The organism is Mycobacterium sp. 134 (assembly GCF_048282715.1).
In the GTDB taxonomy this organism is placed as follows: Bacteria; Actinomycetota; Actinomycetes; order Mycobacteriales; family Mycobacteriaceae; genus Mycobacterium; species Mycobacterium septicum.
On the sequence record NZ_JBLVUN010000008.1, the window covers coordinates 6,103,098 to 6,126,994 of the forward strand.

Below are 23,897 nucleotides of genomic sequence, written 5' to 3' on the forward strand. Positions count from 1 at the left end.
AGATGGGATGGCGCCATGAAAGGACTGATCAGGGGATCATCGCTTTCGAATCCATCACCAAGTGCCACTATTTCAACGTTTGCCCGCTGTAATAATTTGAAGATTACGGCCCGTAGTGTCCGACGTCCCGAAACGTTGGTCCGCCGTGGCCGCGGAGACTTCTACGAGGCGGCCATCACCACGGTGAACGTCATCCGGTCACCGCGATAGAGGGAGCGCCGTTGCTCGATCGGAATCCCGTTCTGGTCGTATGACACACGATTGAGCAAGAACATCGGCGTGCGGCTGTCCACGGTGAGCAGCGCCGATTCCCGCGAGTCCGGCAGTGCTGTCTCGATGGTATCGACAGTCCGCTCGAAATGAATGCCCCGGCTGCGGATCTCAGCGTAGAGCGACTCACGGTAGTCGAAGGCCTCCCGCAATCCCGGGTATCGCACGGCCGGCAGCTTGGTGGTCTCCAGGCCGACCCGGATGCCATCGGTGGTCAGGACGCGCTCCAGTTGCAGGATGGGTGCGCCCACCTCGATGGCGAGTTGCCCGGCCAGGACGTCGTCGGCAACGAGGTCGCTCCAGCCGACCAGGATGCGGCCGCCACTGCGGCCCTGCTCTTTGGCGGCCTCGGTGTAGGACCCCATGGACAAGGGCTGCAGAATCTTGGGACGCGCGACGATGGTGGTACGGCCCCGGCGCTCAATACGACCGGCCAACAACAACTCTCGCAAAGCCTGCCGGACCGTCTCTCGGGCGACATCGAATCGCTCGGCAATCTCCCGCTCCGCCGGGAATGGGTCACCGACCTCCAGGCCATCGAGCAGTCGCTCCAGCTGCGCTCGGACAACCTGGTGCTTGAGAACCCGGGGTTCTGCACTCGCGGACACCCGCTCACAGTAGCAAGTCTTGGTATAGACCAAGACTTGCCGCGTTGTTAACCTCCTCGCCAACTTGGATGCACCCGCTGGTATAGACCAACGCACAGGGTGTGGGGCATGGCAGTGGCACGCCTCGGTCAGCGCACTGCCCGTCAACCGACCCCGCCCCGAAAGGTCCCGCGCGCCATGATGTTCCGCACCCGGCGTTCCTCTGCTCGCATTGCTGCCGTGGCAGCCGCCTGTACCGCGCTCGCGCTGTCCGGCTGTTCCGGCTCCGATTCCAAGTCCGACGCCAAGACCGCCCAGGGCTTCCCACAGACCCTCACTCTGGCCGCGATCCCGGCCGAGAACTCCACCGACCTCAAGGCCAGCTACCAGCCGCTGATCAAGCTGCTGGAGAAGGAGACCGGCGCCAAGGTCGAGTTCGTGCAGGCCTCCGACTATGCCGGGGTGGTCGAAGGCATCATCGCCGACAACGTCGACCTCGCATTCTTCGGGCCGTTCGCTTATGTGGTCGCCGGTGTCAACGGCGCCAAGATCACCCCGGTCGGCGCCGTGATCCAGGATCAGGGCGCCAAGCCCGGCTATCAATCCTACGGCCTGGCGCGTGCGGATGAGGCGAACATCAACGGCCTCAAGGACTTTGCCGGCAAGAAGGTCTGCTTCGTGGACCCGAGCTCGACGTCGGGATTCCTCTACCCGACCGCCGGGCTGATCGAAGCCGGCGTGATCAAGTCCGGCTCCGAAGGCGACCTCTCGGCGGCGATGTCCCCGATCTTCGCCGGTGGCCACGACTCCTCGGCGCTGGCGATCGCCAACGGCGACTGTGATGCCGGCTTCGCGTTCGACACCATGGTGGACAAGACCATGATCGCCAAGGGCGATCTCAAACCCGGTCAGCTGAAGACGATCTGGAAGTCGGAGACGATCGCCGGATCGGTGTTCGCGGCCAACGACTCGCTGGGCGGCGAGGCCATCGGCAAGCTCAAGACCCTCTTCGCCGACAAGGTCAACGTGCCCAACCTTGAGGCAGAGGGATTCTGCCAGGGCGACGCCTGCCGGATCACCGACGAGCGCGCCTGGGGCTTCGTACCGGTCCAGGATTCGGACTACAGCGGCGTGCGCCATGTCTGCGACGTCACCGGCTCCGAGAAGTGCAAGGGCTGAAACCCGATGAGCACCAGCGGACCCCAGCATCCCGTCGCGGGCGATGATCTCGTCGTCATCGCCCGCGACGTCACCAAACGCTTCGGTGACACCCTGGCCCTGGACCACGTCAGTGTCGAGGTGCGGCGCAGCGAGATGCTGGTGCTGCTCGGCCTGTCGGGGTCCGGCAAGTCGACCCTGTTGCGCTGCCTCAACGGGCTGCACCCCGTGACCTCCGGCAGCGTCGAGGTCGGCGGCACGCACGTCGATACGGCGTCGGCCAAACAGCTGCGCGCACTGCGCCGCAACGTGGGGTTCGTATTCCAGCACTTCAATCTCGTCGGGCGGCTGAGCTGCCTGGAGAACGTCCTGATCGGCGGCCTCGGTCAGCTGCGGGTTCCCCGCTACGGCGCGCTGACCTACCCCAGGGCGATGCGCGCCGAAGCCCTTACCTACCTGGACCGGGTCGGCCTGGCCGACTACGCCGAGCGACGCGCCGACACCCTCTCCGGCGGCCAACAACAGCGGGTCGCGATCGCCCGCACGCTCATGCAGAAGCCCGGTCTGCTGCTGGCCGACGAGCCCGTAGCCTCGCTCGATCCCGAAAATGCCGGCGTCGTCATGGATCTGCTGTTCCGGGTGTGCATCGAGGAGAAGCTGACCGTGGTGTGCACGCTGCACCAGGTGGACCTGGCGTTGGGCTGGGCGCACCGTCTGGTCGGTCTGCGCAACGGCCAGAAAATCCTGGACCGGCCCGCGGTCGGGATGACCCGCGACGACGTCATGGAGATCTACCAACGCGTCGACCCCGCAGCACATTCGGCGGCCCGGCCGTCGTGAGCACCGACCTCACCGAGCGCCCGGCCCCGTCCGCCCCGCCGGTCCCCGAGCGCAGGCCGCTGCCCGGCCTGCTACACCTGGTCGCGGTCGCCGCTCTGCTCGCGACGATCGTCGCCGCCTGGTCGATCGACTTCGCCCCGGCCACACTTCTGGACGGGTTCGACGAAGTCGTCGCGCTGCTGCAGCGGATGATCCCGCCACGGCTGGACGATCCGGGACGGATCGGCGGGCTGGCAGTCGAGACCCTGCTGATGGCCGTGCTGGGGACGGTGCTCGCGGCGATAGCCTCCGTGCCGCTGGCCTTCCTGGCTGCCCGCAACACCACACCGCACCCGGCCGTACAGACCGTGGCGCGGGCGATCATCACGTTCTGCCGGGCCATGCCGGATCTGCTGTTCGCCGTGCTGTTCGTCCGGGCCCTCGGAATCGGCGTGCTCCCGGGCATTCTCGCGCTGGCCATCCATTCGATCGGCATGCTCGGCAAGGTGTTCGCCGATGCCATCGAGCAGACCGGCCCGGGACCGAGGGAAGCGGTGCGCAGCACAGGCGTCGGCTACTTCCGCGAGATGCTCAACGCCGTCGTCCCTCAGGTCGTGCCGTCCTGGATCGCCACCTTCATCTACCGCATCGACATCAACCTGCGGATGTCGGTAGTGCTCGGCTTCGTCGGCGCTGGAGGCATCGGCTTCGCATTGCAGGATGCCTTGCGGGGCCTGATCTATCCGCGCGCACTCGGCATCGCCTGCGTCATCCTGGCGATCATCGCCGCCATGGAACTGCTGTCCATCGCGATCCGCCGGATGCTGCTCGATTCCGCGCAATCGAACCCGGCCCGGGAGCGCGCTGCGCGGTTCGTGTTCGGCGGGGCCCTGATCGGGGTTTGTGTGGCAGCGTTGGTGGCACTCAAGATCAATCCGGTGTTGCTGATCACCTGGGTGGGACCAGCCGTCGAGGTGTTCGCGCGGATGATCCCACCCAACTTCTCGGCTCTCGGCAGCGAATTAGTCGCCGCCGCAGGCCAAACCGTCGCGATCGGTGTGGTGTCGACGGCCATCGGTGTCGTGCTGTCGATCCCGGTCGGCATCCTGGCGGCCCGCAACGTCACTCCCCATCCGGCGGTCTACTGGGCGACCCGGGGCTGGATCCTGTTGGTGCGGGCCGTACCCGAACTGATCCTGGCGGTGGTGTTCGTCGCGGCATTGGGGCTCGGGCCGGTCGCCGGCACCTGCGCACTGGCCATCGGATCGATCGGCTTCCTGGCCAAACTGGTCGCCGACGCCGTCGAGGAGATCGATCCCGGACCACTGGAGGCCGTCCGATCGGTCGGAGGCGGCTGGTGGAAGACGTTGTTCGCCGCGGTGATTCCGCAGGCCATGCCTGCGATGGTCGGATCAAGCCTGTACCTGTTCGACGTGAACGTGCGAACCTCGACCATCCTGGGCATCGTCGGAGCGGGCGGTGTCGGCTACCTGCTGTTCGAATCGATCCGCACGCTGAACTTCGATGTCGCAGGCGCCATCGTGATCGTCATCTTCGTCATCGTCTACGCCATCGAAAGGTTGTCCGGATGGATCCGATCCCAGCTCGTGTGACGGCCGCCGCGGTCTGGACGGGCTCCGGCGTCGACGTACGCACGGTGCCGATTCCCGAACTCGGTCCCGGTGAGGTGCTGGTCCGGGTGCGGTTGGCCACAGTCTGCGGCAGCGACCTGCACACCGTCACCGGCCGACGCAGCGCGGCCTGCCCGTCGGTGCTCGGCCACGAGGCGGTCGGCGATGTCGTCGCCGTCGGCGCGGGAGCGGATAACCAAGTAGGCCAACGCATCATCTGGTCGGTGACAGTGGCCTGCGGCGTATGCAGCCGGTGCTGGTCCGGCCTGACCGCCAAGTGCCTGTCGGTGCGCAAGGTGGGCCACGAGCCGTTCGACGGGGACTGGCCATTGTCGGGTTCCTATGCCGCACATGTGGTTCTGCCTCGCGGAACCACGCTCGCCGTTGTCCCGGAAACACTTTCCGATGCGGTCGCCGCACCGGCCGCGTGCGCCACGGCCACGGTGATGGCCACCCTGGAGGCGGCAGGCGAGTTGAGCGGACGGCGCGTGCACATCGGCGGAGCGGGAATGCTCGGGCTCACCGCGGTCGCGGCGTGCGCGACGGCCGGAGCCGACGTCCAAGTCGTCGACCGCAATGCCGACCGCATGGCGTTGGTGCCGCACTTCGGCGGCCGCGGGTCCGATGGCAGTCCCGTCGATGTCGCCATCGACTACACCGGGTCGTCGTCCGCAGTCGCGGATGCCCTGGGGCGTCTCGACATCGGCGGCACCCTGGTGCTGGCCGGATCGGTCACTCCTGGGCCGCCATTGGCGGTGGATCCGGAAATCGTTGTGCGGCAGTGGCTGACCATCACCGGTGTACACAACTACGAGCCCCGGCACCTGCATCGGGCCGTCAAATTCCTTGACGACACCCGCGAGCGCTATCCGTGGGAGACGCTTGTCGTCGCGCCGGTGCCGCTCGAAGACATCGCGGTGGCACTGCGCACCCCGCCGTCGGGAAAGCTCAGGACAGCAGTTCGCCCCTAAACGCCGAATCTACGGGTTCTGGCGTGAAATCACAGAAATCACGTCATAACCCGTAGTCTCGGCGCGAAAGCGAATCAGCCCTGGAAGACGCGGATCCAGTCGACCAGCATCTCGGCCGGGTAATTGCCGCCACTCGGATCACGACCGCCCGAGCCGCCGACAGCGATGTTGAACACCGGCACCAGGGTGTAGCCGGGATCGTTGAAGGGCCAGTCGTCCAACGAGTTCGCCGGAACCGTGAAGAAGGGTTCCATGCCGGGGGCATAGTCCTTCCAGAAGTACATGCCCGTCGGCGTCCACGACATCCGCCAGGTGTGCCACCCGCTGTCGATGGGGTGCGGGTCGGTGGCGAAGGACTCGCCGTCCAGGCGTGCGTGCACCGTCGAACCCGAGGGCCAGTCACGGTTGCCGTACCACTCCACCAGGTCGACCTCGCCGCCGCGGACGGGATCGTCATTGAGGAGCCAGAATGCGGGCCAGGCGCCGTCGGTCAGGCAGTTGAGCTTGACCCGGGCCTCCCAGGTCGTGCCGATGCCGCCGCGCCAGTTTCCGACGACCTTGGCGCTGGCGTACTTCTCCTGGATGGTGGTGCCCGGGCCGCGCGTCGCGCGGATCACCAGGTTGCCCTTGCCGTCCTGGAACGCGTGCTCGGTATCGGTGACGTAGCGGCCCATGTTGAACGGCTTGTCCCACTCGACCGGGTTCTTGATGGTCTCGCGCTCGGGCACCAGGTGCCACCACGCCGGGTCCGGCGGGGAGCCGGCCGGGCCGTTGAACTCATCCTGGAACAGGAAGGTCGGCTGCGCCGCGGCAGCAGGCGGGGTGGGAGCTCCAGGGGCAGGCGCAGGCGGGTTATCACCAACGACCGGGTCGGCGTTGGCCGTCCCGGCAGGCAATGCAGCCGCTGCCACCCCCAGACCCATCATGAACATCACACTGCGACGATCCATCTCAGGCACAGCAGAACCTTAACCGAACTCTTACCCACATATCGGACCCCTGCCCAAAGTTTCGTGGCACCAGACGTGTTTTCGCAGCTAGGAACACAGGGCGGGCGCGTCGTCACGCACCGGGGCGTCGGCGGGCAGGGTGTAGGTCACCACGACATCGGCGTCGGTGGTGCCCTCATTGGTCACCCGGTGGGGCACCCCGGCCGGAATGACCACCGCCCGGCCCGCCGTGTACTCCACACGTGCACAGTCGGCCGCGGTCTGCACCACCACCGCACCCTCGTTGATCACCGACTGCTCGGGACCGGAATGGGTATGCCAACCGCTGCCGGCTCCGGGTTTGAGCAGCAGGCTCTGCACATACAACGTGGTGGGCTGCCCCGCGGTGACCACCCAGATCGGCGCAGTGGTGGTGCCTTTACCGAGATCGGTGCGCACCACGTCGCCTTCGGCGGGGGTTGCCGCGGCCGGAGCGGCCGACACACAGGCGGTGATGACGCCGACGACAACGGCATGGATGCGGTTCATGGTGCCTCCCGATTGTTGATCGAAAGGTAGCCCGCTCAAGCGGATTTCGTCACGGGTAAGGCTGGAACGGATTCTGCGGCTGCTGCTGGTACGGGTACTGCGGCTGCTGCGGATAGGGGTTTTGGGTCTCTCCCCGGTTCGGCACCTGGATCGGAATCGGCACCGGGACGAACGGCACCGTGACATACGTCGTCGTCATCGGGTTCGTCGTGGTGGTGGTTGTGGTCGGCGTCGTCGTCGTGGTGGTGGTCGGCGGCGTCGTGGTCGTCGTGGTCGTTGTCGTCGTGGTGGTGGTCGTGACGGGAGGCGGCGTGGTCGTCTGCGTGACGACGCGCGTCTCCGTCACCGGTGGTGGCGGCGCCTGGGTCACCGTGACCGGCGGCGGCGCCTGGGTGACGGGCTCGGGCGCCGGCGGCGGCTCGACAGGGGCCGGCGGTGGGGCTTCCACCGGGCTGGGTGCCAGCTCCTGCGGTGGCAGCGGCTTGGGCTCGGGAGGCTTGACCTCCGAACTCGGCGCGGTGCCCGTCGCACTGGTCAGTGCGTACGTGACGCCACCGATGGCGACCAGGACCAGCGCCGCGGCCACCGCGAAAACCGTCAACGGCAAGCGCTCCCAGCCGCCACGCGGCTGTTCGATCGGACCGGTCGGGGGCACGTACTGAACGGCCGGCCGCGCCGCGGTCTCGCTGCCGTAGGAGTCCACCAGGTCGGGCCCGGTGTAGGGCACCACGTCGTCGCCCGCGTCATCTTCAGACCAGGCCAACGCGCGGAACGTGGAGGAACCCTCGGATCCCTCTGTACCGGACGGGATTCCGGCCGTCGGCGCCACGGCCGCCACGCCCAGGGTGGGCGCCATACCGGTCTGCGCATCGGCATCGGCGAGGTAGGCAGCGGACAAGGCCGCACCGATCGCGGCGTCCAGCGCGGGCTGCGGAGTGGTCACCACCACGGCCCGCGAATGCTCCGAAAGCTGTTGGGTGACCAGAGGAATGCTGGCGCCGCCGCCGATGGTCACCACTGCCGATACCGCCGGCCAGCCGATCCCGTTGCGCTCCAACGCTTTTTCCAGCTCGCCCAGCACGCCGGCGAGCGGAGCCCGCATCAGCGACTCGAGTTCTGTGCGGGTCACCCGCACGGTGGCCGAGTAACCCGGCAGTTCGATCCCGAGATCGGTCGCGGTGTCCGCCGACAACCGTTCCTTGGCCTGACGGCATTCCTCACGCAACCGGGCCAGCGACCCGACCGCCGCGGTACCTGCCGGATCGATGCCGCCGGCCTGCGCGACGCCCTCGAGCACATGGGTCAGCAGCGCCTGGTCGATCTGGTCACCGGAGAAATCGGGATAGCGGGTGGTCTCGTCGATCGGCTCGAAAGCCGATGCGGCGTCGGCCAGCGTGACGCTGGTACCGCCGCCACCGAAGTCCAGTAGCGCCACCACGCCGCTGGACGGCAGGCCCGGGTTGGCGCGCAGGGCGGCCAGTGAGGCGACGGCGTCGGGGACGAGCCGCGGTGGCCTCCCGTCGCGGGAGAAGCTGGGATTCGTGCGCAGCGCATTGCGCAGGGCACGCAGTGTGGGCGCTCCCCAGTGCGCGGGCACGGCGATGGCCATCTGATCCGAGGGTCCGCCGGCGAGCTCCACCATCGCATCGAGGGCCTCGACCAGCAGGGTGTCAGCGGGATAGGACGCGCCGTCAGGAGCCACGAGGGGCACGGGATCACCGACCCGCTCGACAAATCCGCTCAAGGTGACACCGGAACCGGATTCGGGCATGCCGACTTGCGGCGTCCGGTCTGTCGACAAGGTCAACACCGAACGCCGGCTGACAGGTTGATTGCCGACACGCGCCGCAACCAAGTTGGTGGTCCCGATCGACAACCCCAACGGGCCGCTCATAACGCACGCCACGATAGCCGCAGCAGAGCCCCGGAGCTGTCCGACACTCCGCAATGGCCAGGCCAAGCACGTTCCGCCGGTGCGCTTTTGATCGCATGAGCAACGCTAATGCGCCACATAGGAACGTTGATGGTCACCCGGGACGAAGATCAGATCGACCGGTCGGCAAACTATCGCAGACCCTGTGACGAGCGTGCCGCTTCTCGAGCCGATAGCTGCGGCTCAGCCGCCACAGCCTGCACGTTCCTCACAGTGGACACAGAGGGTATTGCACCCGCGCGCGGTGTGCTCAAATGGCGGGCATGGGTGACATCGACGACATCAAGCAAGTCAAATACCGGTACCTGCGTGCCCTCGATACCAAGCACTGGGACGAGTTCGCCGACACCCTCACCGAGGACATCGCCGGCGACTACGGGCAGTCCATGGGCAAGACGCTGCACTTCACCGACCGCGATTCGCTGGTCGAGTACATGAAGAGTTCGTTGGGCCCGGAGGTCATCACCGAGCATCGCGTCGCGCACCCGGAGATCGAGGTGAACGGCGACGAGGCAACCGCCACCTGGTACCTGCAGGACCGGGTGATCGTCCCCAGCATGAACTTCATGCTGTTCGGCTCGGCGTTCTACCACGACCGCTACCGGAAGACCGCCGACGGCTGGAAGATCAGCGGCACCGGCTACGACCGCACCTACGACGCCACGCTGTCGTTGGAGGGACTCAACTTCAAGCTGGAACCCGGTACCGCCCTTAATATCTGACGGAATATCTGACGGCTATTTCGCGACGGCGATCACGGCGCCGGGCCGTAGCCACTGCATGATCTTCACGAGGGTGGCGTCATCGATCGCGACGCAACCTGCCGTGGGCCCGCCATCGGTGGTGTGCACGAAGAACGCGCCACCGTTGCCGGGCACGCGGGCTTTGTTGACTCCCATCACCACAGCGTGCTTGTAGGCCGTGATGTCCAGGTTCTCGGTGCCGCTGCTCGGATCGGTGTTGAACGGGCACTGCGCCTTCTTGCACACCTGCATGGTGTTGTAGGTCGGGCTCTTCATATCCCCGTCCCACCAGTGATCAGGCGTCACCTGGACGTACTGCAGGCCCCCGCCCGGATTGGGTGCGGTGCCGAACGCGAAGTCCAAGGTGAAAACGCCCATGGGCGTCTTCATTTCACCGTCGTGGGTCTGCGGGGCCATGCCGTTGGAACCGATGTTGGCGTCGATCCCCGCGCCGACCGGCTGCCAACCGGTGGGCCCGCGCTGCCAGACATCCATCTTCGCCTTTGAACCACCTACGCCGACAACGGAAATCACCTGGGTGGCGTTGCCCACCGACGAGGCGAACCAGGGTTCGGCGGCGCCGGCCGTGGGCGCGCATGCCAGTGCCAACACCCCGGCACACAGCAGGGCGAGCAGTCGGCGCATCCGTCCATCGTCGTCGCCGCCCCTCTCGGCCGGATAAAGCTTGGAGCACGATCCGGTCGCGACGGTTACGTTGGCGCCATGGATGTTCGCGCGATAGGCAAGGGACTGGGCACGCTGGACCGCGAGGTCTTCGAGGCGGTAGCCGAGTCACCGAGCCCCCTACTGGATGCCGTGATGCCTGGATTGACCAGGGCAGCAGACCACTCCAAGCTGTGGTTCGCCATCGCGGCCGGAATGGGCGCGCTGGGCAGCGCGTCGTTGCGGCGCGGCGCCGCGCGCGGTGTGGTCAGCCTGGCGGTGACGAGCCTGCTGACCAATCAGGTGGCAAAGCGGATCTGGCGGCGGCCGCGGCCGGACCATCGCCTGATCCCGGTGGCACGGCGGATCCGGCGGATGCCGACATCGCATTCGCTGCCGTCGGGCCACTCCGCGAGCGCCGCGGCCTTCGCGGTGGGCGTCGGCCTGGAATCCCCGGCCGCCGGCCTGCCGTTGGCGCTGCTGGCCGGCCTGGTCGGGTTGTCCCGGGTCGCCACCGGTGCGCACTATCCCGGTGACGTGTTCGCCGGATTCGGTATCGGCGCCGCGATCGCGGTCCTCGGTGCCCGCGTCGTACCCACCATCCCCGCTGCCACGCTGCCGAAATCCGATCCACTGCGGTTCCCCACCGAGCCCCGGCCGGACGGCGCCGGCGTCGCGCTGGTGATCAACCCGGCCTCCGGCGACGGGACCGGTGCGCGAATCATCGACGAGGTCCGAAATGCCCTGCCGCACGCGGAGATCATCGAACTCGGCGATGACGACGACATCGAGGCGGTGTTGCGGGAGACCGCCTCTCGTACCGACGTGCTCGCCGTGGGTGGCGGCGACGGCACGGTGGCGTGTGCGGCAGGCATCGCCGTCGACGCGGGTGTTCCGCTCGCGGTGTTCCCCGGCGGGACGTTCAACCACTTCGCCAAGGACATCGGCTGCGATTCGGTGGCACGGACCGTCAAGGCGATCGCCGAAGGCTCCGCGGCCTACGTCGACCTGGTCTGCCTCAATGAGGAACGCATGGTGATCAACACCGCCAGCATCGGCGCCTACCCGAAGTACGTGCGCACGCGGGAGAGGCTCGAGCACCGGATGGGCAAGCGGTTGGCCGGGATGTACGCGCTGTACCTCACGCTGCGCCGGGAAGCCCCGGTCCGGATCAGCTACGACGACAAGACCCTTGAGACCGAGTTGTTCTTCCTGGGCAACTCGACCTACTTCCCGTCCGGATTCGCACCGTCTCAGCGCCCACGCCTCGACGACGGGCTGATCGACGTGCGGATCCTGGAGACCGGGCGGCGCTTCAGCAGGCTGCGCATCGCGACGGCTGTGGCACTGGGCCGCCTGGAACGCAGCCCGCTCTACCACGAGCTACAGGTGCCGGAGTTCCGGTTCGTCTCCGTCGACGGTCCCACCACCGTGGCCCATGACGGTGAGGTCGGCGAGGCGCTCAGCGAGGCCAGTTTCAGCGTGCGTTACCGGGCGCTGCCGGTGTTCCGTCCGGTGCCGTGACCGCCGCGTACGGCGGGTACAACAGGTAAACCGCCACGAACCAGGCGTAACCCAGTGCCCAGCCCGCCACCACATCCGAGGGGTGGTGGACGTTGAGCACGACCCGCCCCACGCCGATCGCGACGACCAGAAGCACCCCGGTCACCACCCACCAGGCCCGCAGCCGCGGGGCGAGCCTCGGCCATGCAAGGGCCGACAAGGCCAGTACCGAGACCATCACGCCCAGCGCGTGCCCGGACGGGAACGAGGTCGACAACGCGTGGACCAGCGCGGTGGCCGGGCGCGGGCGGTCCGCCAGAAACTTGGCCAGCTCGGTCGTCACCGCGCTGAGCTCGACGGTCAAGACCAGGAACAGCGCGATGCGCGGTCGCCGCCGCACCAGCGCGACGACGATCATCACCAACGCCAGCAACCGGAACGCGAACGGACCGAACACCGTGCAGAACACGTCCCACGCCGTCACCCAGGCGGGGTGCGCCGCGCCGTAGCGATACGGGCCCGCCAGCCCGGCGTCGTCCAGGTCGGCCAGCCAAGTCCACTGCATCGCGTAGCCGACCCACAGCGCCGCATACAACGCAACAGCCAGTACCGCGCTCACGATCAGCCACCTGGCCCGGGTTTTCACCAGATCATCTCTACCAGCTCCAACCGATTTGCCATGTTTGCGCGCTACCGTCGAAGGCATGGCACTGATCCTGCGAAAGCTGATGCACATCGGCGCTCTGCCGGAGGGTCTGCGGGCCGAAGCCGAAGCTGAAGGCATCCTCTTTCTCGCCGAGTACGTTCCGGTGACCAGGCGTTTCACGGGAACGATCCCGGGCAAGCGGTCGACCGGCAGCGTCGCCAGCTACGCCGGTGCGCTGGTCCTGACGAACTACCGCGCGCTGGCGACCATGTCCACCCTGCCCAAGCTTGCCGGCCGCAGCATCGACCAGCCGTGGTCGGCACCGCAGATCGGTGCGATGCACGCCGAGCTCGACCCGGCCGGGCTCACGCTGTCGGCCGATCTGGCCGAGATCGACCGACGCTGCCACGGCCGATTGTCGCTGCACTACAAGACCGCGATACCGGAAGAGGTCCTGACGCAGCTGCCACGCCGGTCGCTGGCCTTCGACGTGGGGCCCGAATACGTATTCCGCGCCGTCGGGGTGCCGTACCACCCGTAGGTCCGCGCAAATCGCTATTTACCGGGACCCGAAGTCTCGGTAAATTGTCGCCATGGCTTCCACCTCTCCTGACGCCGCATCCCTCGATGCGGACTACCAGGATCTGCTGCAGACGCTGTCCGAGGGCTCCGTGCGCCGCCGCTTCGACCCCTACCTGGACATCGCGTGGGACTCCCCCGATCTGGCCATCGAACTCGACGATCCGCGCTGGGTGCTGTCACCGAACGTCGATCCGCTCGGCGCGACCGCCTGGTACCAGGCCCAGCCGCCGGCCCGGCAGATCGAGATCGGCCGCTGGCGGACCCTCAACTCGGTCAAAGTCGGCGCCGCCTTCGAGAGCATCCTCATCCGCGGGTTGATGGCGTTCATCATGAAGCTGCCCAACAATTCACCCGAGTTCCGCTACGCGTTGCACGAGATGACCGAGGAGTGCAACCACATCCAGATGTTCCAGGAGCTGGTCAACCGCAGCGGTGTCGACGTGCCGGGCATGCGGCCGCTGTTCCGGCGGTTGTCGCCGTACATCGGCCTCGTCGGCCAGTACTCCCCCACGGCGTTCATGGCGGGCATCCTGGCCGGTGAAGAGCCGATCGATCATTTCCAGAAGGGCCTGATCCGCGAGGGCGCCAATATTCCGCCCGCGGTGCTGCGGACCATGCAGATCCACATCGCCGAAGAGGCACGCCACATCTCGTGGGCGCACGAATTCCTCAAAACCCATCTGCCGGAACGGTCGTGGCGGATGAAGGCGTTCGCGAGCGTTGCCTTCCCGCTTACCCTGCGCTGGCTCGCGCACGAGATCGTGGCTCCCCCGAAGTCGTTCGGCGAGGAGTTCGGGATTCCGCGGGCGGTGATCAAGGACGCGTTCTGGCGCAGCCCGCACTCGCGCAAGATCTTGTCCGGCTACTTCGGTGAAATGCGTTCCCTCTGTGAGGAACTCGGATTGATGAACCGGGTCGGCAGGTGGGTGTGGAAGCGCTGCGGAATCGACGGTGAGGCCGCCCGCTACCGCGGTGTGCCGGACCGTGAAGCGGTTGCCCTCGCCTGATGCCCCACGTCATCACGCAGTCCTGCTGCAGCGACGCGTCGTGCGTCTACGCCTGCCCGGTGAACTGCATTCACCCCACACCCGACGAACCCGACTTCCACACCGCGCAGATGCTGTACGTCGACCCTGTCGAGTGCGTCGACTGCGGGGCGTGTGTGACGGCATGCCCGGTGGACGCGATCAAACCGCACACCAAGCTGACCGGTGCGGAGGACGTGTTCGCCACGCTCAACGCCGATTTCTACGCCACGCCCCGGCCGAGGCCGATTCTGGCCCCGGTCGTCCCTCCGCTCGAGGTGCGCACCGGAGGTGACCTGCGCGTCGCGATCGTCGGGTCGGGTCCGGCCGCTATGTACGCCGCAGAAGAGGTGCTGACCATTCCCGGTGCCCGCGTCCGGATCTACGAACGGCTCACCCGGCCATACGGTTTGGCACGTTTCGGGGTCGCGCCCGATCATCAACGGACCCGCGGGGTGACCCGCCAGTTCGACCACGTCGCCACCGACCCCCGTCTGGAGATGCGACTCGGCGTCGAGGTCGGCAGTCACGTCACCCATGACGACCTGCTGGATGAGCATCACGCGGTCATCTATGCCGTCGGTGCCTCAACGGACCGGCGCCTCGACATCCCGGGCATCGAACTGCCCGGCGTCACCTCAGCGACCGAGTTTGTCGCCTGGTACAACGACCATCCCGATCACGCGGGCCGGTCCTTCGACCTGTCCCATCGCCGCGCCGTCGTGATCGGAAACGGCAACGTCGCCCTCGACGTCGCGCGCATCCTCACCACCGACCCCGATCGGCTCACCGACACCGAGATCGCTCCACGCGCGCTGAAAGCGCTGCGCGACAGTGCGGTCGAAGAGGTGGTCGTGGTGGGCCGGCGCGGGATCGAGCAGTCCGCGTTCACGGTCCCTGAACTGGTCGGACTGTGCTCGACACCGGGGGTCGACATCGTCGTCCGTGACGAGGACCTGCGGACGCTGCCGGATTCGGACCCCCGGGCGGCGATATTGCACGCGGCGCCCCGCGGGACGGGCAATCGCAGGATCGTGCTCGAGTACCTGTTGTCGCCGACCACGATCCTCGGCCGATCCTCGGCCACCGGCGTGGAATTCGTCCACAACGAACTCGTCGCCGCACCCGACGGTTCGACGCGGGTGAAATCGACTGGGCTCCAACGGGTCATCGATACCGGTCTGGTGCTGACCTCGATCGGGTATCGCGGTATGCCGGTGCCGGGGCTGCCGTTCGACGACGACACCGCCACGGTGCCGAACGACGACGGCAGGGTTCCGCAGGTCCGTGGGGCCTATGTCACCGGGTGGATCAAGCGCGGGCCGACCGGTTTCATCGGGACCAACAAGTCCTGTGCGCAGGAGACCGTCCGGAGCCTGATCGCCGATTACAACGGCGGGCTGCTGGCCTGACGGCTCATCAGCGAGGCGATCACCGACGTCAACTCGTCATCGCGGTTGATCTCCAGCTCGCTCGCGCGCGCCGCACCGTCCAGGACGTACCAGGCGAAGTCGGCCAGGTGCGTCACGATCTCTTCCCGTGACCGCTCCGGCGCCGCACCGCGGATCCACGCCGACAAGGTGGCTTCCACCATCGTCACCACCGCGAACGGGACCGTCTTGAACGCGCTGTCGTCCACCCGGATGGTCTGCGCGATCGTGGCGATGATCCCCTCGGACTGCCTCGTCATGCGGAGCTTGAGCTCGCTGACCGCGTCCAATGAGCCGTCGCTGTCGAAGGTCGGCCCGCGCCGGACGAACTCGTCGAGCCGCGGGTGATCGAGCATCCAGTCGGCCACCGCCGCCACGGTGCGGGTCAGGATGTCGCGCAGTGAGCCGTTGCTGACATCGAGGTTGGTGTCGAGAACCGCCGCGAAGTCGTCGAACACATACGACCGGACGCGTCGTTCGAGCTCTTCTTTGCCGGCGAACTGGCGGTACACCACCGACTTCGCCACCCCGGCACGGTCGGCGATACGCACCATGGAGATCTCGGCGCCCGGTGGGTTCTCCTCGATCAAGGCGACCGCTGCCTGCAGGATCTGGGCACGCCGCTCGGTGTTGTGCTGCTCCCAGCGGGCCTCATAGCCGCTGACCGCAGCAGGTTCGGTGGCGGTCGGCATGGCCACCACCCTACCGACGACACCACGACGAATAAGTAGCTCTCGATGATCCAAACGGTTGCGGAAGGAAGGTTCAGGCTGTTCGGTCGTAGAGTGGATGGAAAGGATGTGACGTGACCGAGCCGCAACGGCAGAACCTGCTGGTCGTGCACTGGCATGACCTCGGCCGCTATCTCGGCGTGTACGGCCACCCGGATGTCTCAAGCCCACATCTCGATCGGCTCGCCACCGAGGGGATCCTGTTCACCCGCGCCCACGCCACCGCGCCGCTGTGCTCACCGTCCCGGGGTTCGCTGTTCACCGGCCGGTACCCGCAGAGCAATGGTCTGGTGGGCCTGGCCCACCACGGCTGGGAGTATCGCGCCGGTGTGCGCACCCTCCCCCACCTTCTCGCCGAATCAGGTTGGCACACAGCATTATTCGGGATGCAGCACGAGACATCCTACCCGGCGAATCTTGGCTATGACGAGTTCGACGTGTCGAATTCGTTCTGCGAGTACGTCGTCGAGCAGGCCACCGCGTGGCTGGCCGATGCTCCGCAACAACCGTTCCTGCTGACCGCCGGATTCTTCGAGACGCACCGACCGTATCCCCGTGACCGGTACGAACCAGCCGATTCGGTGTCCGTCGAGGTTCCCGACTACCTGCCCGACACCGGCGACGTGCGCGACGATCTCGCCGAGTTCTACGGGTCGATCGCGGTAGCCGACGCGAAGGTCGGCGAACTGCTCGACGCCCTGGCCACCGCCGGCCTGGACGAGAGCACGTGGGTCGTCTTCATGACCGACCACGGGCCCGCACTGCCCCGGGCCAAGTCGACGCTGTATGACGCGGGCACCGGCATCGCACTGATTGTTCGGCCTCCACGGGGTTCTGCCGTGGCACCGCGCCGCTACGACGAGCTGTTCAGCGGAGTCGATCTGGTGCCCACCCTGCTCGAGTTGATCGGCGTCGAGATCCCCGGCGAGATCGAGGGGCTGTCACACGCCAGCAACCTCACGGCAACCGCGGAAGAAACGGATGAAGTCCGTTCCGAGGTGTACACCACAAAGACCTACCACGATTCTTTCGATCCCATTCGAGCCATCCGCACAAAGGAATACAGCTACATCGAGAATTACGCGACACGGCCATTGTTGGACCTGCCGTGGGATATCGCCGACAGCCCACCCGCAAGGGTGCTCGGCGACCGGGTCCTCGCGCCTCGGCCCGACCGCGAGCTGTACGACCTCGTCGCGGACCCGACCGAACGCAACAACCTGCTCGGACCCGATGCCACCGACAAGGACGAGGCAATCGCGGAGAACCTCGCACTATTGCTGAACGACTGGCGCCAGAAGACCCTCGACGTAATACCCTCAGAATTCGCGGGCACCCGCATTTCGGAGCGTTACACCCAGACGTATCTGAGCATCCACGGCCGTCCCGCCACCAGCCGATCCGCCATCGCCGCCGACCGCGGCATCACCGATACGCACCAATAGTTTTCATCTCGGTGAATTAAAACTCTTGACGCTTCTTTGAATAGGCGCCGCAAATCAATGATGGTTAGAGTCTCGCCCATGCCAGATCATCCGACTGCCTACCTGGTGCTCGCTTCCCAGCGCAGCGGCAGCACCTTGCTGGTGGAATCCCTGCGCTCCACCGGCATGGCCGGCGAGCCCCAGGAGTTCTTTCAGTACCTGCCGACCACCAGCATGTCGCCGCAGCCCCGGGAATGGTTCGCCGGTGTCGAGGACGAGTCGATCCTGCGCCTGCTCGATCCGCTGGTCGAGGGCAAGCCGGACCTGGCCCCGTCGGAGATCTGGCGCGACTACATTCGCACCGTCGGCCGAACCCCCAACGGGGTGTGGGGCGGCAAGCTGATGTGGAACCAGACCCCGTTGCTGCTGGAACGCGCCGAGGGCCTACCCGAGCGTTCCGGGCCCGGTCTGCTCGCCGCGATCCGCGATGTCATCGGCAGCGACCCAGTGCTGATCCACGTCTACCGTCCCGATGTTGTGTCACAGGCGGTTTCGTTCTGGCGGGCGGTACAGACCAGGGTCTGGCGCGGCCGGGCGGACCCGGTACGCGATGCCCGCGCCGAGTACCACGCCGGCGCCATCGCCCATGTGGTCAGGCTGCTGCAGGCCCAGGAGGAGGGCTGGCGCTCCTGGTTCGCCGAGGAGAACATCACCCCCATCGACGTGTCGTATCCGTATTTGTGGCGCAACCTCACGACCGTGGTGGCCACGGTGCTCGAGTCGCTCGGCCTGGACCCGCGACTGGCACCGCAGCCGGTACTGGAACGCCAGGCAGACCAGCGGTCCGACGAATGGGTGGACCGCTACCGCAATGACGCCGAGAAGGAGGGATTGCCGGTATGACTGATCTCTTGCATGTCGACGAACTGCGCCTGCTGGAAGCCGAGGCGGTGCACATCATCCGCGAGGTGGTCGCCGAACTGCAGCGCCCGGTGCTGCTGTTCTCCGCGGGCAAGGACTCCATCGTCCTACTGCGCCTGGCCGAGAAGGCCTTCCGCCCTTCACCGTTGCCGTTCCCGGTCCTGCACGTGGACACCGGACACAACTTCCCGGAAGTCATCGAGTTCCGGGACCGCCGCACCACCGGTGTCGGGCACAAGCTGCTCATCGGGTCGGTGCAGGAGACCATCGACAGTGGACGGGTCGCCGATCCGGGCCCGGGAGCCTCCCGGAACCGGCAGCAGACCCGAACGTTGCTCGACGCGCTGGAGGCCGGCGGATTCGACGCGGCGTTCGGCGGCGCCCGCCGCGACGAGGAGCGGGCACGCGCCAAGGAACGCATCCTGAGCTTCCGTGACGAGTTCGGGCAGTGGGATCCGCGGGCCCAGCGCCCGGAACCGTGGTCGCTCTACAACGGCCGGATCCGCAAGGGCGAGCAGGTGCGGGTGTTCCCGCTGTCGAACTGGACCGAGCTGGACATCTGGCGCTACATCGAGCTGGAAAGCCTTGAGCTGCCGTCGATCTACTTCGCTCACCGACGCGAGGTCTTCGAACGTGACGGCATCCTGCTCGCGGTCTCGGAGTACGCCCAGCCTGCCGGTTCCGAACGGGCCGCCGTCGAGTGGGTGCGCTACCGCACGGTCGGCGATCTCACCATCACCGGAGCCGTCCGGTCGGAGGCCACCACCATCGACCGGGTGATCACCGAGATCTCGGCGGCCACCGTCTCCGAGCGCGGCGAGACCCGCGCCGATGACCGCACGTCCGTCGCCGCGATGGAAGACCGCAAGCGAGAGGGGTATTTCTGATGACGAGGCGAGCGGAGCGCAGCGGAGCGACGGGGAATCAGGCACGGCCTCGGCAGCTGCTTCGCATCACCACCGCCGGTTCGGTCGACGACGGCAAGAGCACCCTGATCGGCCGCCTGCTGCACGACACCGACAGCCTTCCGCTGGATCATCTTGAGGCGGTGACCGATACGGACGGGGTGGCCGACCTGGCGGCGCTGTCCGACGGCTTGCGCGCCGAGCGGGAGCAGGGCATCACCATCGATGTGGCCTACCGGTTCTTCTCCACTGCAACCCGCAGCTACATCCTGGCCGACACCCCAGGGCACGAGCGCTACACCCGCAACATGTTCACCGGCGCCTCCAACGCGCACGTGGCCATCCTGCTGGTGGATGCCCGAGCAGGGGTGCTGCGCCAGACCCGGCGGCACGCCCGCATCGCAAAGCTGTTGGGCATCAAGCACTTCGTCGCCACGGTCAACAAGATCGATCTGGTCGACTTCGACAAGGACCGATTCTCCGAGGTCGAGCGTGAGCTGCAACAGGTCGCCGACCGGCTCGGCGGGCTCGATCTGACCGTCATCCCGATCGCCGCCAAGCTCGGTGACAACGTGGTCCACCACTCGCAGAACACCCCCTGGTACGACGGGCCCACCCTGCTCGAGTACCTCGAAGCAATCGAACTGTCGGCGCCGCATGCCGATCCGGCGAACCTGAGGCTGGCCGTGCAGTGGGTTTCCCGGCCGACGGCGGAACAGCGCCGCCGCTACACCGGCCGGCTGTCCGCGGGCACACTTCAGGTCGGTGACCCCGTCGTGAGCCTGCCGGCCGGCACCCGCTCGGTCGTGACGGCCGTGGACACCCTGGACGACGACCGGACGGTTGGCGTTGCACCGCTGTCGGTTTCGATCGAATTGGCCGACGACATCGATGTCGGTCGTGGCGATGTCCTGGTCAGCGGCGCCTTGGAAGACGGAGGCGCGGTACCACCGGTACTCGCCCGCGAGATCGACGCGACGGTGTGCTGGTTCTTCGACAACCCGCTGCGTGCGGGCGACCGGCTGGCCCTCAAGCAGGGCACCCGCACGGTGCGGGCCACGGTCCAGGAGTTGCACACCAAGCTCGACCCCGAGACCCTCGACGAGGTTGAGTCCCCGGTTGAGCTGGCGCTCAACGACATCGGCTCGGTCACGTTGCGCACCAGCTCGGTGCTGGTGGCCGACAACTATGCCGACAACCGCGACAACGGTGCGTTCATCCTCATCGACGAGGTGTCCAACGACACCGTCGGCGCCGGGATCATCCTGCAGGCACGAGAGCTCAAGCCCAGCGGGCACAACCGGTCCGACATCAAATGGCATCCGTCGTCACTGGACCGCGACTACCGCTGGAACAGCACCGGACAGCGCGGCGCCACCATCTGGTTCACCGGCCTGCCCGCCTCGGGGAAGTCCACCCTGGCGGTGGCCGTCGAGCGGGCCCTGGTCGAATCGGGCCAGGTGGCCTACCTGCTCGACGGGGACAACCTGCGGCACGGCCTGTCCGATGATCTCGGCTTCTCGGCCGGCGACCGCACCGAGAACATCCGCCGCGTCGGGCATTTGACCCGGCTGCTTGCCGATGCGGGGGTGGTGGCGTTGGCCTCGCTGGTATCGCCGCTGAAGTCCGACCGCGAGACCGCGCGGGCCCTCAACGACGCCGCCAAGCTGCCGTTCATCGAGGTGCACGTCGCCACGTCACTGGCCGAGTGCGAACGCCGGGATCCCAAGGGGCTCTACGCACGGGCCCGATCCGGTGAGCTCAAGGGACTCACCGGCGTCGATGCCCCCTATGAAGCGCCCGAGAATCCCGATCTGGTGCTCGACACCGCCGGCGCCGTGATCGACGACCTGGTCCAGCAGGTCATCGACTTGCTCAACACCCGCCGCTAACCCGCGACTTGTGGAGTCTCGGCCGCACCGAGCACGGTTGAAACTCCACAAATCGCGTCGATGACGCGGTCGGCGTGGGTGACGTACAGCCCGTGGGCTGCACCGGGGATCTCGACGAGCTCGGCATCGGGCAGCAGCGCGACCGTGCGGCGCCCGGTGAGCTCGATGGGCGTCGACGCGTCGGCATCGCCCTGGATGACCAGAACAGGCAGGTCGAGGCCGGCAAGCTCGGCGCGGTAGTCGGTGTGGGCGCCCATCCGCTGGGTGGCGACCACGGTCGCGACGGGCAGATCGGCGACCTGGTCCACGGTCCACTCGACCACTTCGGGCGGCACCGCGTGATCCCCGAAGAAGGGCGCGGCGTTGTCGACACACCATTGCCGCACATCGCGTTCCAGCTCGGCGGTCATCCCTTCGAGGATGGCCTCGTCGACGCCGTCCGGGTTGTCGTCGGTTTTGATCACCATCGGGAGCTGGGGCGCCACGAGCACCGCGTGATTCGCCGGCTCACCCCGTGTCGGCTGAGATAGCGCACGATCTCACCGCATCCCAGGGAGTGCCCCACCAACGTGACGTCGTCGAGCTCCAGGTGATCGATCAGTGCGGCCAGGTCGTCGGCCAGTAGATCCACCGTCCACTCGCCGTCGTAGACGCTGGAGCTTCCGTGGCCGCGCCGGTCGTAGCTGACGCAGCGAAAACCGTTGCGCACCAGTTGTTCGACGACCTGGTCCCACTGGCCCGAATTGAGCCCCCACGAGTGGGTGAAGACCAGGACCGGCCCGGAGCCGGCGTCGGTGTAGTGGATGTCGGTGCGATCCGCGGTCTTGAATGTCGGCATACGCCAATGCTGGCCGAGCGCGGTCCGAATATCGATTACGTCCTAGGTAATGACTATCGCGCGACTTGGGCGACCACGAACACGCGACGGAACGGGAAGAACGTGATGCCGTCAGCCCTCTTCGGGTAGGCCTCCGCCAGCATCGGGATGATCGCCTGGCGATATTGCTCCCACAGCTCTGCGCTCAGCCGGCCTTTCACCTGAGTCAGGGCCGTTCCGGTGATCCAGTCCAGAACCGGTGTATCACCCGTCAATTGGTGCACATAGGTGGTCTCCCACGCATCCACCACGCAGCCCGCATCGGTCAGCAGCCCGGCGTATTCAGCGGGCGTGTCCACCTGCCCCACGTCACGCCAGGGCATGTCACGCAGCGGCTCGATGAACGGCTCGCGCCGGGCCAGCGCACGCACCGCGTGGTGTGAGGGCGCATCGAAGTTGCCCGGCACCTGGAAGGCGATCCAGGCCCCGGCCGGCAGCTGTCCGGCCCAGCGCACCACGAGTTCTCGATGCGAGGGCACCCACTGCAATGCCGCGTTGGAGACCACCACGTCGGTGTCGGGTTGCGGTTTCCAATCCTCGATCGCACCGGCATGTGCTTCGAGCCCGCGGGCCCGGGCGGCCGCCACCATCTCCGGTGAGCTGTCCCAGGCCTCCAGCGTGGCGCCGGGCCAACGCTGCAGCAGCGTCCCGGTCAGGTTGCCCGGTCCACACCCAAGGTCGACCACCCGTCGCGGCGCGTTTGCCGCAACCCTCGCGAGCAGGTCGTAGAACGGCCGGCCCCGATGGTCGGCGAAGGTCAGATAGGTCTCGGGATTCCACACCCACCCGATCATCCCCTCCCGGGGCCGGCGGTGCATGATCGTCGATGATGGACGAATCGAAAAAGGTCCGCGCAATCTGGACTGAGCTGGGCCTGCCCGGCATCGTCGACGTGCACACCCACTTCATGCCCAAGAACGTCATGGACAAGGTGTGGCAGTACTTCGACAGCCAGGGCCCGCTGATCGGCCGGGCATGGCCCATCACCTACCGCGCCGACGAGGCGCAGCGGGTCGCCACCCTTCGGGACTTCGGCATCAGGCGGTTCTCCTCGCTGATCTACGCGCACAAGCCCGACATGGCGGCGTGGCTGAACCAGTGGGCGCGGGGCTTCGCCCAGGACACCCCGGACTGCCTGGCCACCGCCACGTTCTTCCCCGAAGAGCCTGCCGCGGGGTACGTCGCGGACGCCATCGCCGCAGGTACTCAGGTGTTCAAGGCGCACATCCAGGTGGGCAACTACGAACCCAACGATCCGCTGCTCGACCAGGTCTGGGGGCAGATCGAAGACGCCGGCGTCCCGGTGGTCATCCACTGTGGTTCCGGACCGGCGCCCGGAGACTTCACCGGCCCGGACCCAATCGTTCGCCTGTTGAGCCGCTACCCGCGCCTGGCGCTGATCATCGCGCACATGGGAATGCCCGAGTACTCCGCGTTCCTCGACCTCGCCGAGCGCTACGACGACGTGCGACTGGACACCACGATGGCCTTCACCCCGTTCGTCGAGGAGATGATGCCGTTCCCCGCCGACGAACTGGGCCGGGTGAAAGACCTGGGTGAACACATCCTGTTCGGCAGCGACTTCCCGAACATCCCGTACGGGTACGCCGAGGCCGTGCACCACCTGATCGACCTGCCGGGTGTCGACGACACCTGGCGGCGCAACGTTCTGCACGACAACGCGGCGAAGTTGTTCAGGCTGAGCTGA

General features: G+C 67.0%; 24 protein-coding genes. 14 read left to right on the plus strand and 10 right to left on the minus strand.

Annotation, left to right across the window (positions count from 1 at the left end):
- Nucleotides 1-161: 161 nt before the first annotated feature.
- Entirely contained in the window at nt 162-878 is a 717-nt protein-coding gene (locus tag ACNQVK_RS34065) for a GntR family transcriptional regulator (RefSeq protein WP_418033193.1), read from the minus strand.
- Between the two features lie 177 nt (nt 879-1,055).
- On the opposite strand from ACNQVK_RS34065, the gene ACNQVK_RS34070 reads away from it, so the two are divergent.
- Genes ACNQVK_RS34070 through ACNQVK_RS34085 form a run of 4 tightly spaced genes read left to right on the plus strand, consistent with a single transcriptional unit; the run spans nt 1,056 to nt 5,436 of the window.
- Nucleotides 1,056-2,036 (plus strand): phosphate/phosphite/phosphonate ABC transporter substrate-binding protein, encoded by a 981-nt coding sequence (locus tag ACNQVK_RS34070; RefSeq protein WP_418034497.1) that lies wholly within the window; start codon nt 1,056-1,058, stop codon nt 2,034-2,036.
- Between the two features lie 6 nt (nt 2,037-2,042).
- Nucleotides 2,043-2,855: a phosphonate ABC transporter ATP-binding protein gene (gene phnC / locus ACNQVK_RS34075; RefSeq protein ID WP_418033195.1), complete on the plus strand. Its 813-nt coding sequence runs from the start codon at nt 2,043-2,045 to the stop codon at nt 2,853-2,855.
- Nucleotides 2,852-4,447 carry a phosphonate ABC transporter, permease protein PhnE gene (phnE, locus tag ACNQVK_RS34080; protein WP_418033197.1) on the plus strand — a complete coding sequence of 532 codons (1,596 nt, stop codon included), beginning with the start codon at nt 2,852-2,854 and terminating at the stop codon, nt 4,445-4,447. Before phnC ends, phnE begins: the two co-directional genes overlap by 4 nt.
- Nucleotides 4,423-5,436, plus strand: a complete 1,014-nt coding sequence (locus ACNQVK_RS34085) for a zinc-binding dehydrogenase (RefSeq protein WP_418033199.1) — start codon at nt 4,423-4,425, stop codon at nt 5,434-5,436. Before phnE ends, ACNQVK_RS34085 begins: the two co-directional genes overlap by 25 nt.
- Before the next feature lie 74 nt (nt 5,437-5,510).
- Here the strand turns inward: ACNQVK_RS34085 and ACNQVK_RS34090 are convergent, their stop codons facing one another.
- From ACNQVK_RS34090 to ACNQVK_RS34100, 3 genes are all read right to left on the minus strand, one after another.
- Nucleotides 5,511-6,386: a family 16 glycosylhydrolase gene (locus ACNQVK_RS34090; RefSeq protein WP_418034499.1), complete on the minus strand. Its 876-nt coding sequence runs from the start codon at nt 6,384-6,386 to the stop codon at nt 5,511-5,513.
- A gap of 87 nt (nt 6,387-6,473) precedes the next feature.
- Nucleotides 6,474-6,914, minus strand: a complete 441-nt coding sequence (locus tag ACNQVK_RS34095) for a cupin domain-containing protein (protein WP_418033201.1) — start codon at nt 6,912-6,914, stop codon at nt 6,474-6,476.
- Nucleotides 6,915-6,963: 49 nt separating this feature from the next.
- Entirely contained in the window at nt 6,964-8,808 is a 1,845-nt protein-coding gene (locus ACNQVK_RS34100) for an Hsp70 family protein (RefSeq protein ID WP_418033203.1), read from the minus strand.
- A 302-nt stretch (nt 8,809-9,110) separates the two neighbouring features.
- Here ACNQVK_RS34100 and ACNQVK_RS34105 point away from each other — a divergent pair, with 302 nt between their 5' ends.
- A complete protein-coding gene (locus ACNQVK_RS34105; protein WP_170856150.1) occupies nt 9,111-9,569 on the plus strand; it encodes a nuclear transport factor 2 family protein in 459 nt (152 codons plus the stop codon).
- A gap of 15 nt (nt 9,570-9,584) precedes the next feature.
- Here the strand turns inward: ACNQVK_RS34105 and ACNQVK_RS34110 are convergent, their stop codons facing one another.
- Nucleotides 9,585-10,235 carry a L,D-transpeptidase family protein gene (locus ACNQVK_RS34110; protein WP_418033205.1) on the minus strand — a complete coding sequence of 217 codons (651 nt, stop codon included), beginning with the start codon at nt 10,233-10,235 and terminating at the stop codon, nt 9,585-9,587.
- 78 nt (nt 10,236-10,313) lie between these two features.
- On the opposite strand from ACNQVK_RS34110, the gene ACNQVK_RS34115 reads away from it, so the two are divergent.
- On the plus strand, nt 10,314-11,777 hold the full coding sequence (locus ACNQVK_RS34115) for a bifunctional phosphatase PAP2/diacylglycerol kinase family protein (protein WP_418033206.1): 1,464 nt from the start codon (nt 10,314-10,316) through the stop codon (nt 11,775-11,777).
- On the opposite strand, the gene ACNQVK_RS34120 is transcribed toward ACNQVK_RS34115, so the two are convergent.
- Nucleotides 11,731-12,402: a phosphatase PAP2 family protein gene (locus ACNQVK_RS34120; protein ID WP_418033208.1), complete on the minus strand. Its 672-nt coding sequence runs from the start codon at nt 12,400-12,402 to the stop codon at nt 11,731-11,733. The genes ACNQVK_RS34115 and ACNQVK_RS34120 overlap by 47 nt on opposite strands.
- A gap of 58 nt (nt 12,403-12,460) precedes the next feature.
- Here ACNQVK_RS34120 and ACNQVK_RS34125 point away from each other — a divergent pair, with 58 nt between their 5' ends.
- Genes ACNQVK_RS34125 through ACNQVK_RS34135 form a run of 3 tightly spaced genes read left to right on the plus strand, consistent with a single transcriptional unit; the run spans nt 12,461 to nt 15,421 of the window.
- Complete coding sequence (locus tag ACNQVK_RS34125) at nt 12,461-12,943, plus strand: hypothetical protein (protein WP_418033209.1); 483 nt, start codon at nt 12,461-12,463, stop codon at nt 12,941-12,943.
- A gap of 52 nt (nt 12,944-12,995) precedes the next feature.
- Nucleotides 12,996-13,991, plus strand: coding sequence for an AurF N-oxygenase family protein (locus ACNQVK_RS34130; protein WP_418033210.1), 996 nt, complete (start codon nt 12,996-12,998; stop codon nt 13,989-13,991).
- Entirely contained in the window at nt 13,991-15,421 is a 1,431-nt protein-coding gene (locus ACNQVK_RS34135) for an FAD-dependent oxidoreductase (RefSeq protein WP_418033212.1), read from the plus strand. The genes ACNQVK_RS34130 and ACNQVK_RS34135 overlap by 1 nt, the downstream gene beginning before the upstream one ends.
- Here ACNQVK_RS34135 and ACNQVK_RS34140 read toward each other — a convergent pair.
- A complete protein-coding gene (locus ACNQVK_RS34140) occupies nt 15,397-16,131 on the minus strand; it encodes a TetR/AcrR family transcriptional regulator (RefSeq protein WP_418033214.1) in 735 nt (244 codons plus the stop codon). The genes ACNQVK_RS34135 and ACNQVK_RS34140 overlap by 25 nt on opposite strands.
- Before the next feature lie 113 nt (nt 16,132-16,244).
- On the opposite strand from ACNQVK_RS34140, the gene ACNQVK_RS34145 reads away from it, so the two are divergent.
- From ACNQVK_RS34145 to cysC, 4 genes are all read left to right on the plus strand, one after another.
- On the plus strand, nt 16,245-17,615 hold the full coding sequence (locus tag ACNQVK_RS34145; RefSeq protein ID WP_418033216.1) for a sulfatase: 1,371 nt from the start codon (nt 16,245-16,247) through the stop codon (nt 17,613-17,615).
- A 78-nt stretch (nt 17,616-17,693) separates the two neighbouring features.
- Complete coding sequence (gene stf0, locus ACNQVK_RS34150) at nt 17,694-18,497, plus strand: trehalose 2-sulfotransferase (protein WP_418033218.1); 804 nt, start codon at nt 17,694-17,696, stop codon at nt 18,495-18,497.
- Nucleotides 18,494-19,402, plus strand: a complete 909-nt coding sequence (gene cysD, locus ACNQVK_RS34155) for a sulfate adenylyltransferase subunit CysD (protein ID WP_418033220.1) — start codon at nt 18,494-18,496, stop codon at nt 19,400-19,402. Before stf0 ends, cysD begins: the two co-directional genes overlap by 4 nt.
- Complete coding sequence (cysC, locus tag ACNQVK_RS34160; RefSeq protein ID WP_418033221.1) at nt 19,402-21,312, plus strand: adenylyl-sulfate kinase; 1,911 nt, start codon at nt 19,402-19,404, stop codon at nt 21,310-21,312. The genes cysD and cysC overlap by 1 nt, the downstream gene beginning before the upstream one ends.
- Here the strand turns inward: cysC and ACNQVK_RS34165 are convergent.
- The 3 genes from ACNQVK_RS34165 to ACNQVK_RS34175 are packed head-to-tail and all read right to left on the minus strand — an operon-like array spanning nt 21,309 to nt 22,971.
- Nucleotides 21,309-21,797, minus strand: a complete 489-nt coding sequence (locus ACNQVK_RS34165) for an alpha/beta fold hydrolase (RefSeq protein ID WP_418033222.1) — start codon at nt 21,795-21,797, stop codon at nt 21,309-21,311. The genes cysC and ACNQVK_RS34165 overlap by 4 nt on opposite strands.
- Nucleotides 21,773-22,150 carry an alpha/beta fold hydrolase gene (locus ACNQVK_RS34170; RefSeq protein WP_418033223.1) on the minus strand — a complete coding sequence of 126 codons (378 nt, stop codon included), beginning with the start codon at nt 22,148-22,150 and terminating at the stop codon, nt 21,773-21,775. The genes ACNQVK_RS34165 and ACNQVK_RS34170 overlap by 25 nt, the downstream gene beginning before the upstream one ends.
- A 53-nt stretch (nt 22,151-22,203) precedes the next feature.
- Entirely contained in the window at nt 22,204-22,971 is a 768-nt protein-coding gene (locus ACNQVK_RS34175) for a trans-aconitate 2-methyltransferase (RefSeq protein ID WP_418034501.1), read from the minus strand.
- 47 nt (nt 22,972-23,018) lie between these two features.
- On the opposite strand from ACNQVK_RS34175, the gene ACNQVK_RS34180 reads away from it, so the two are divergent.
- On the plus strand, nt 23,019-23,897 hold the full coding sequence (locus ACNQVK_RS34180; RefSeq protein ID WP_409550972.1) for an amidohydrolase family protein: 879 nt from the start codon (nt 23,019-23,021) through the stop codon (nt 23,895-23,897).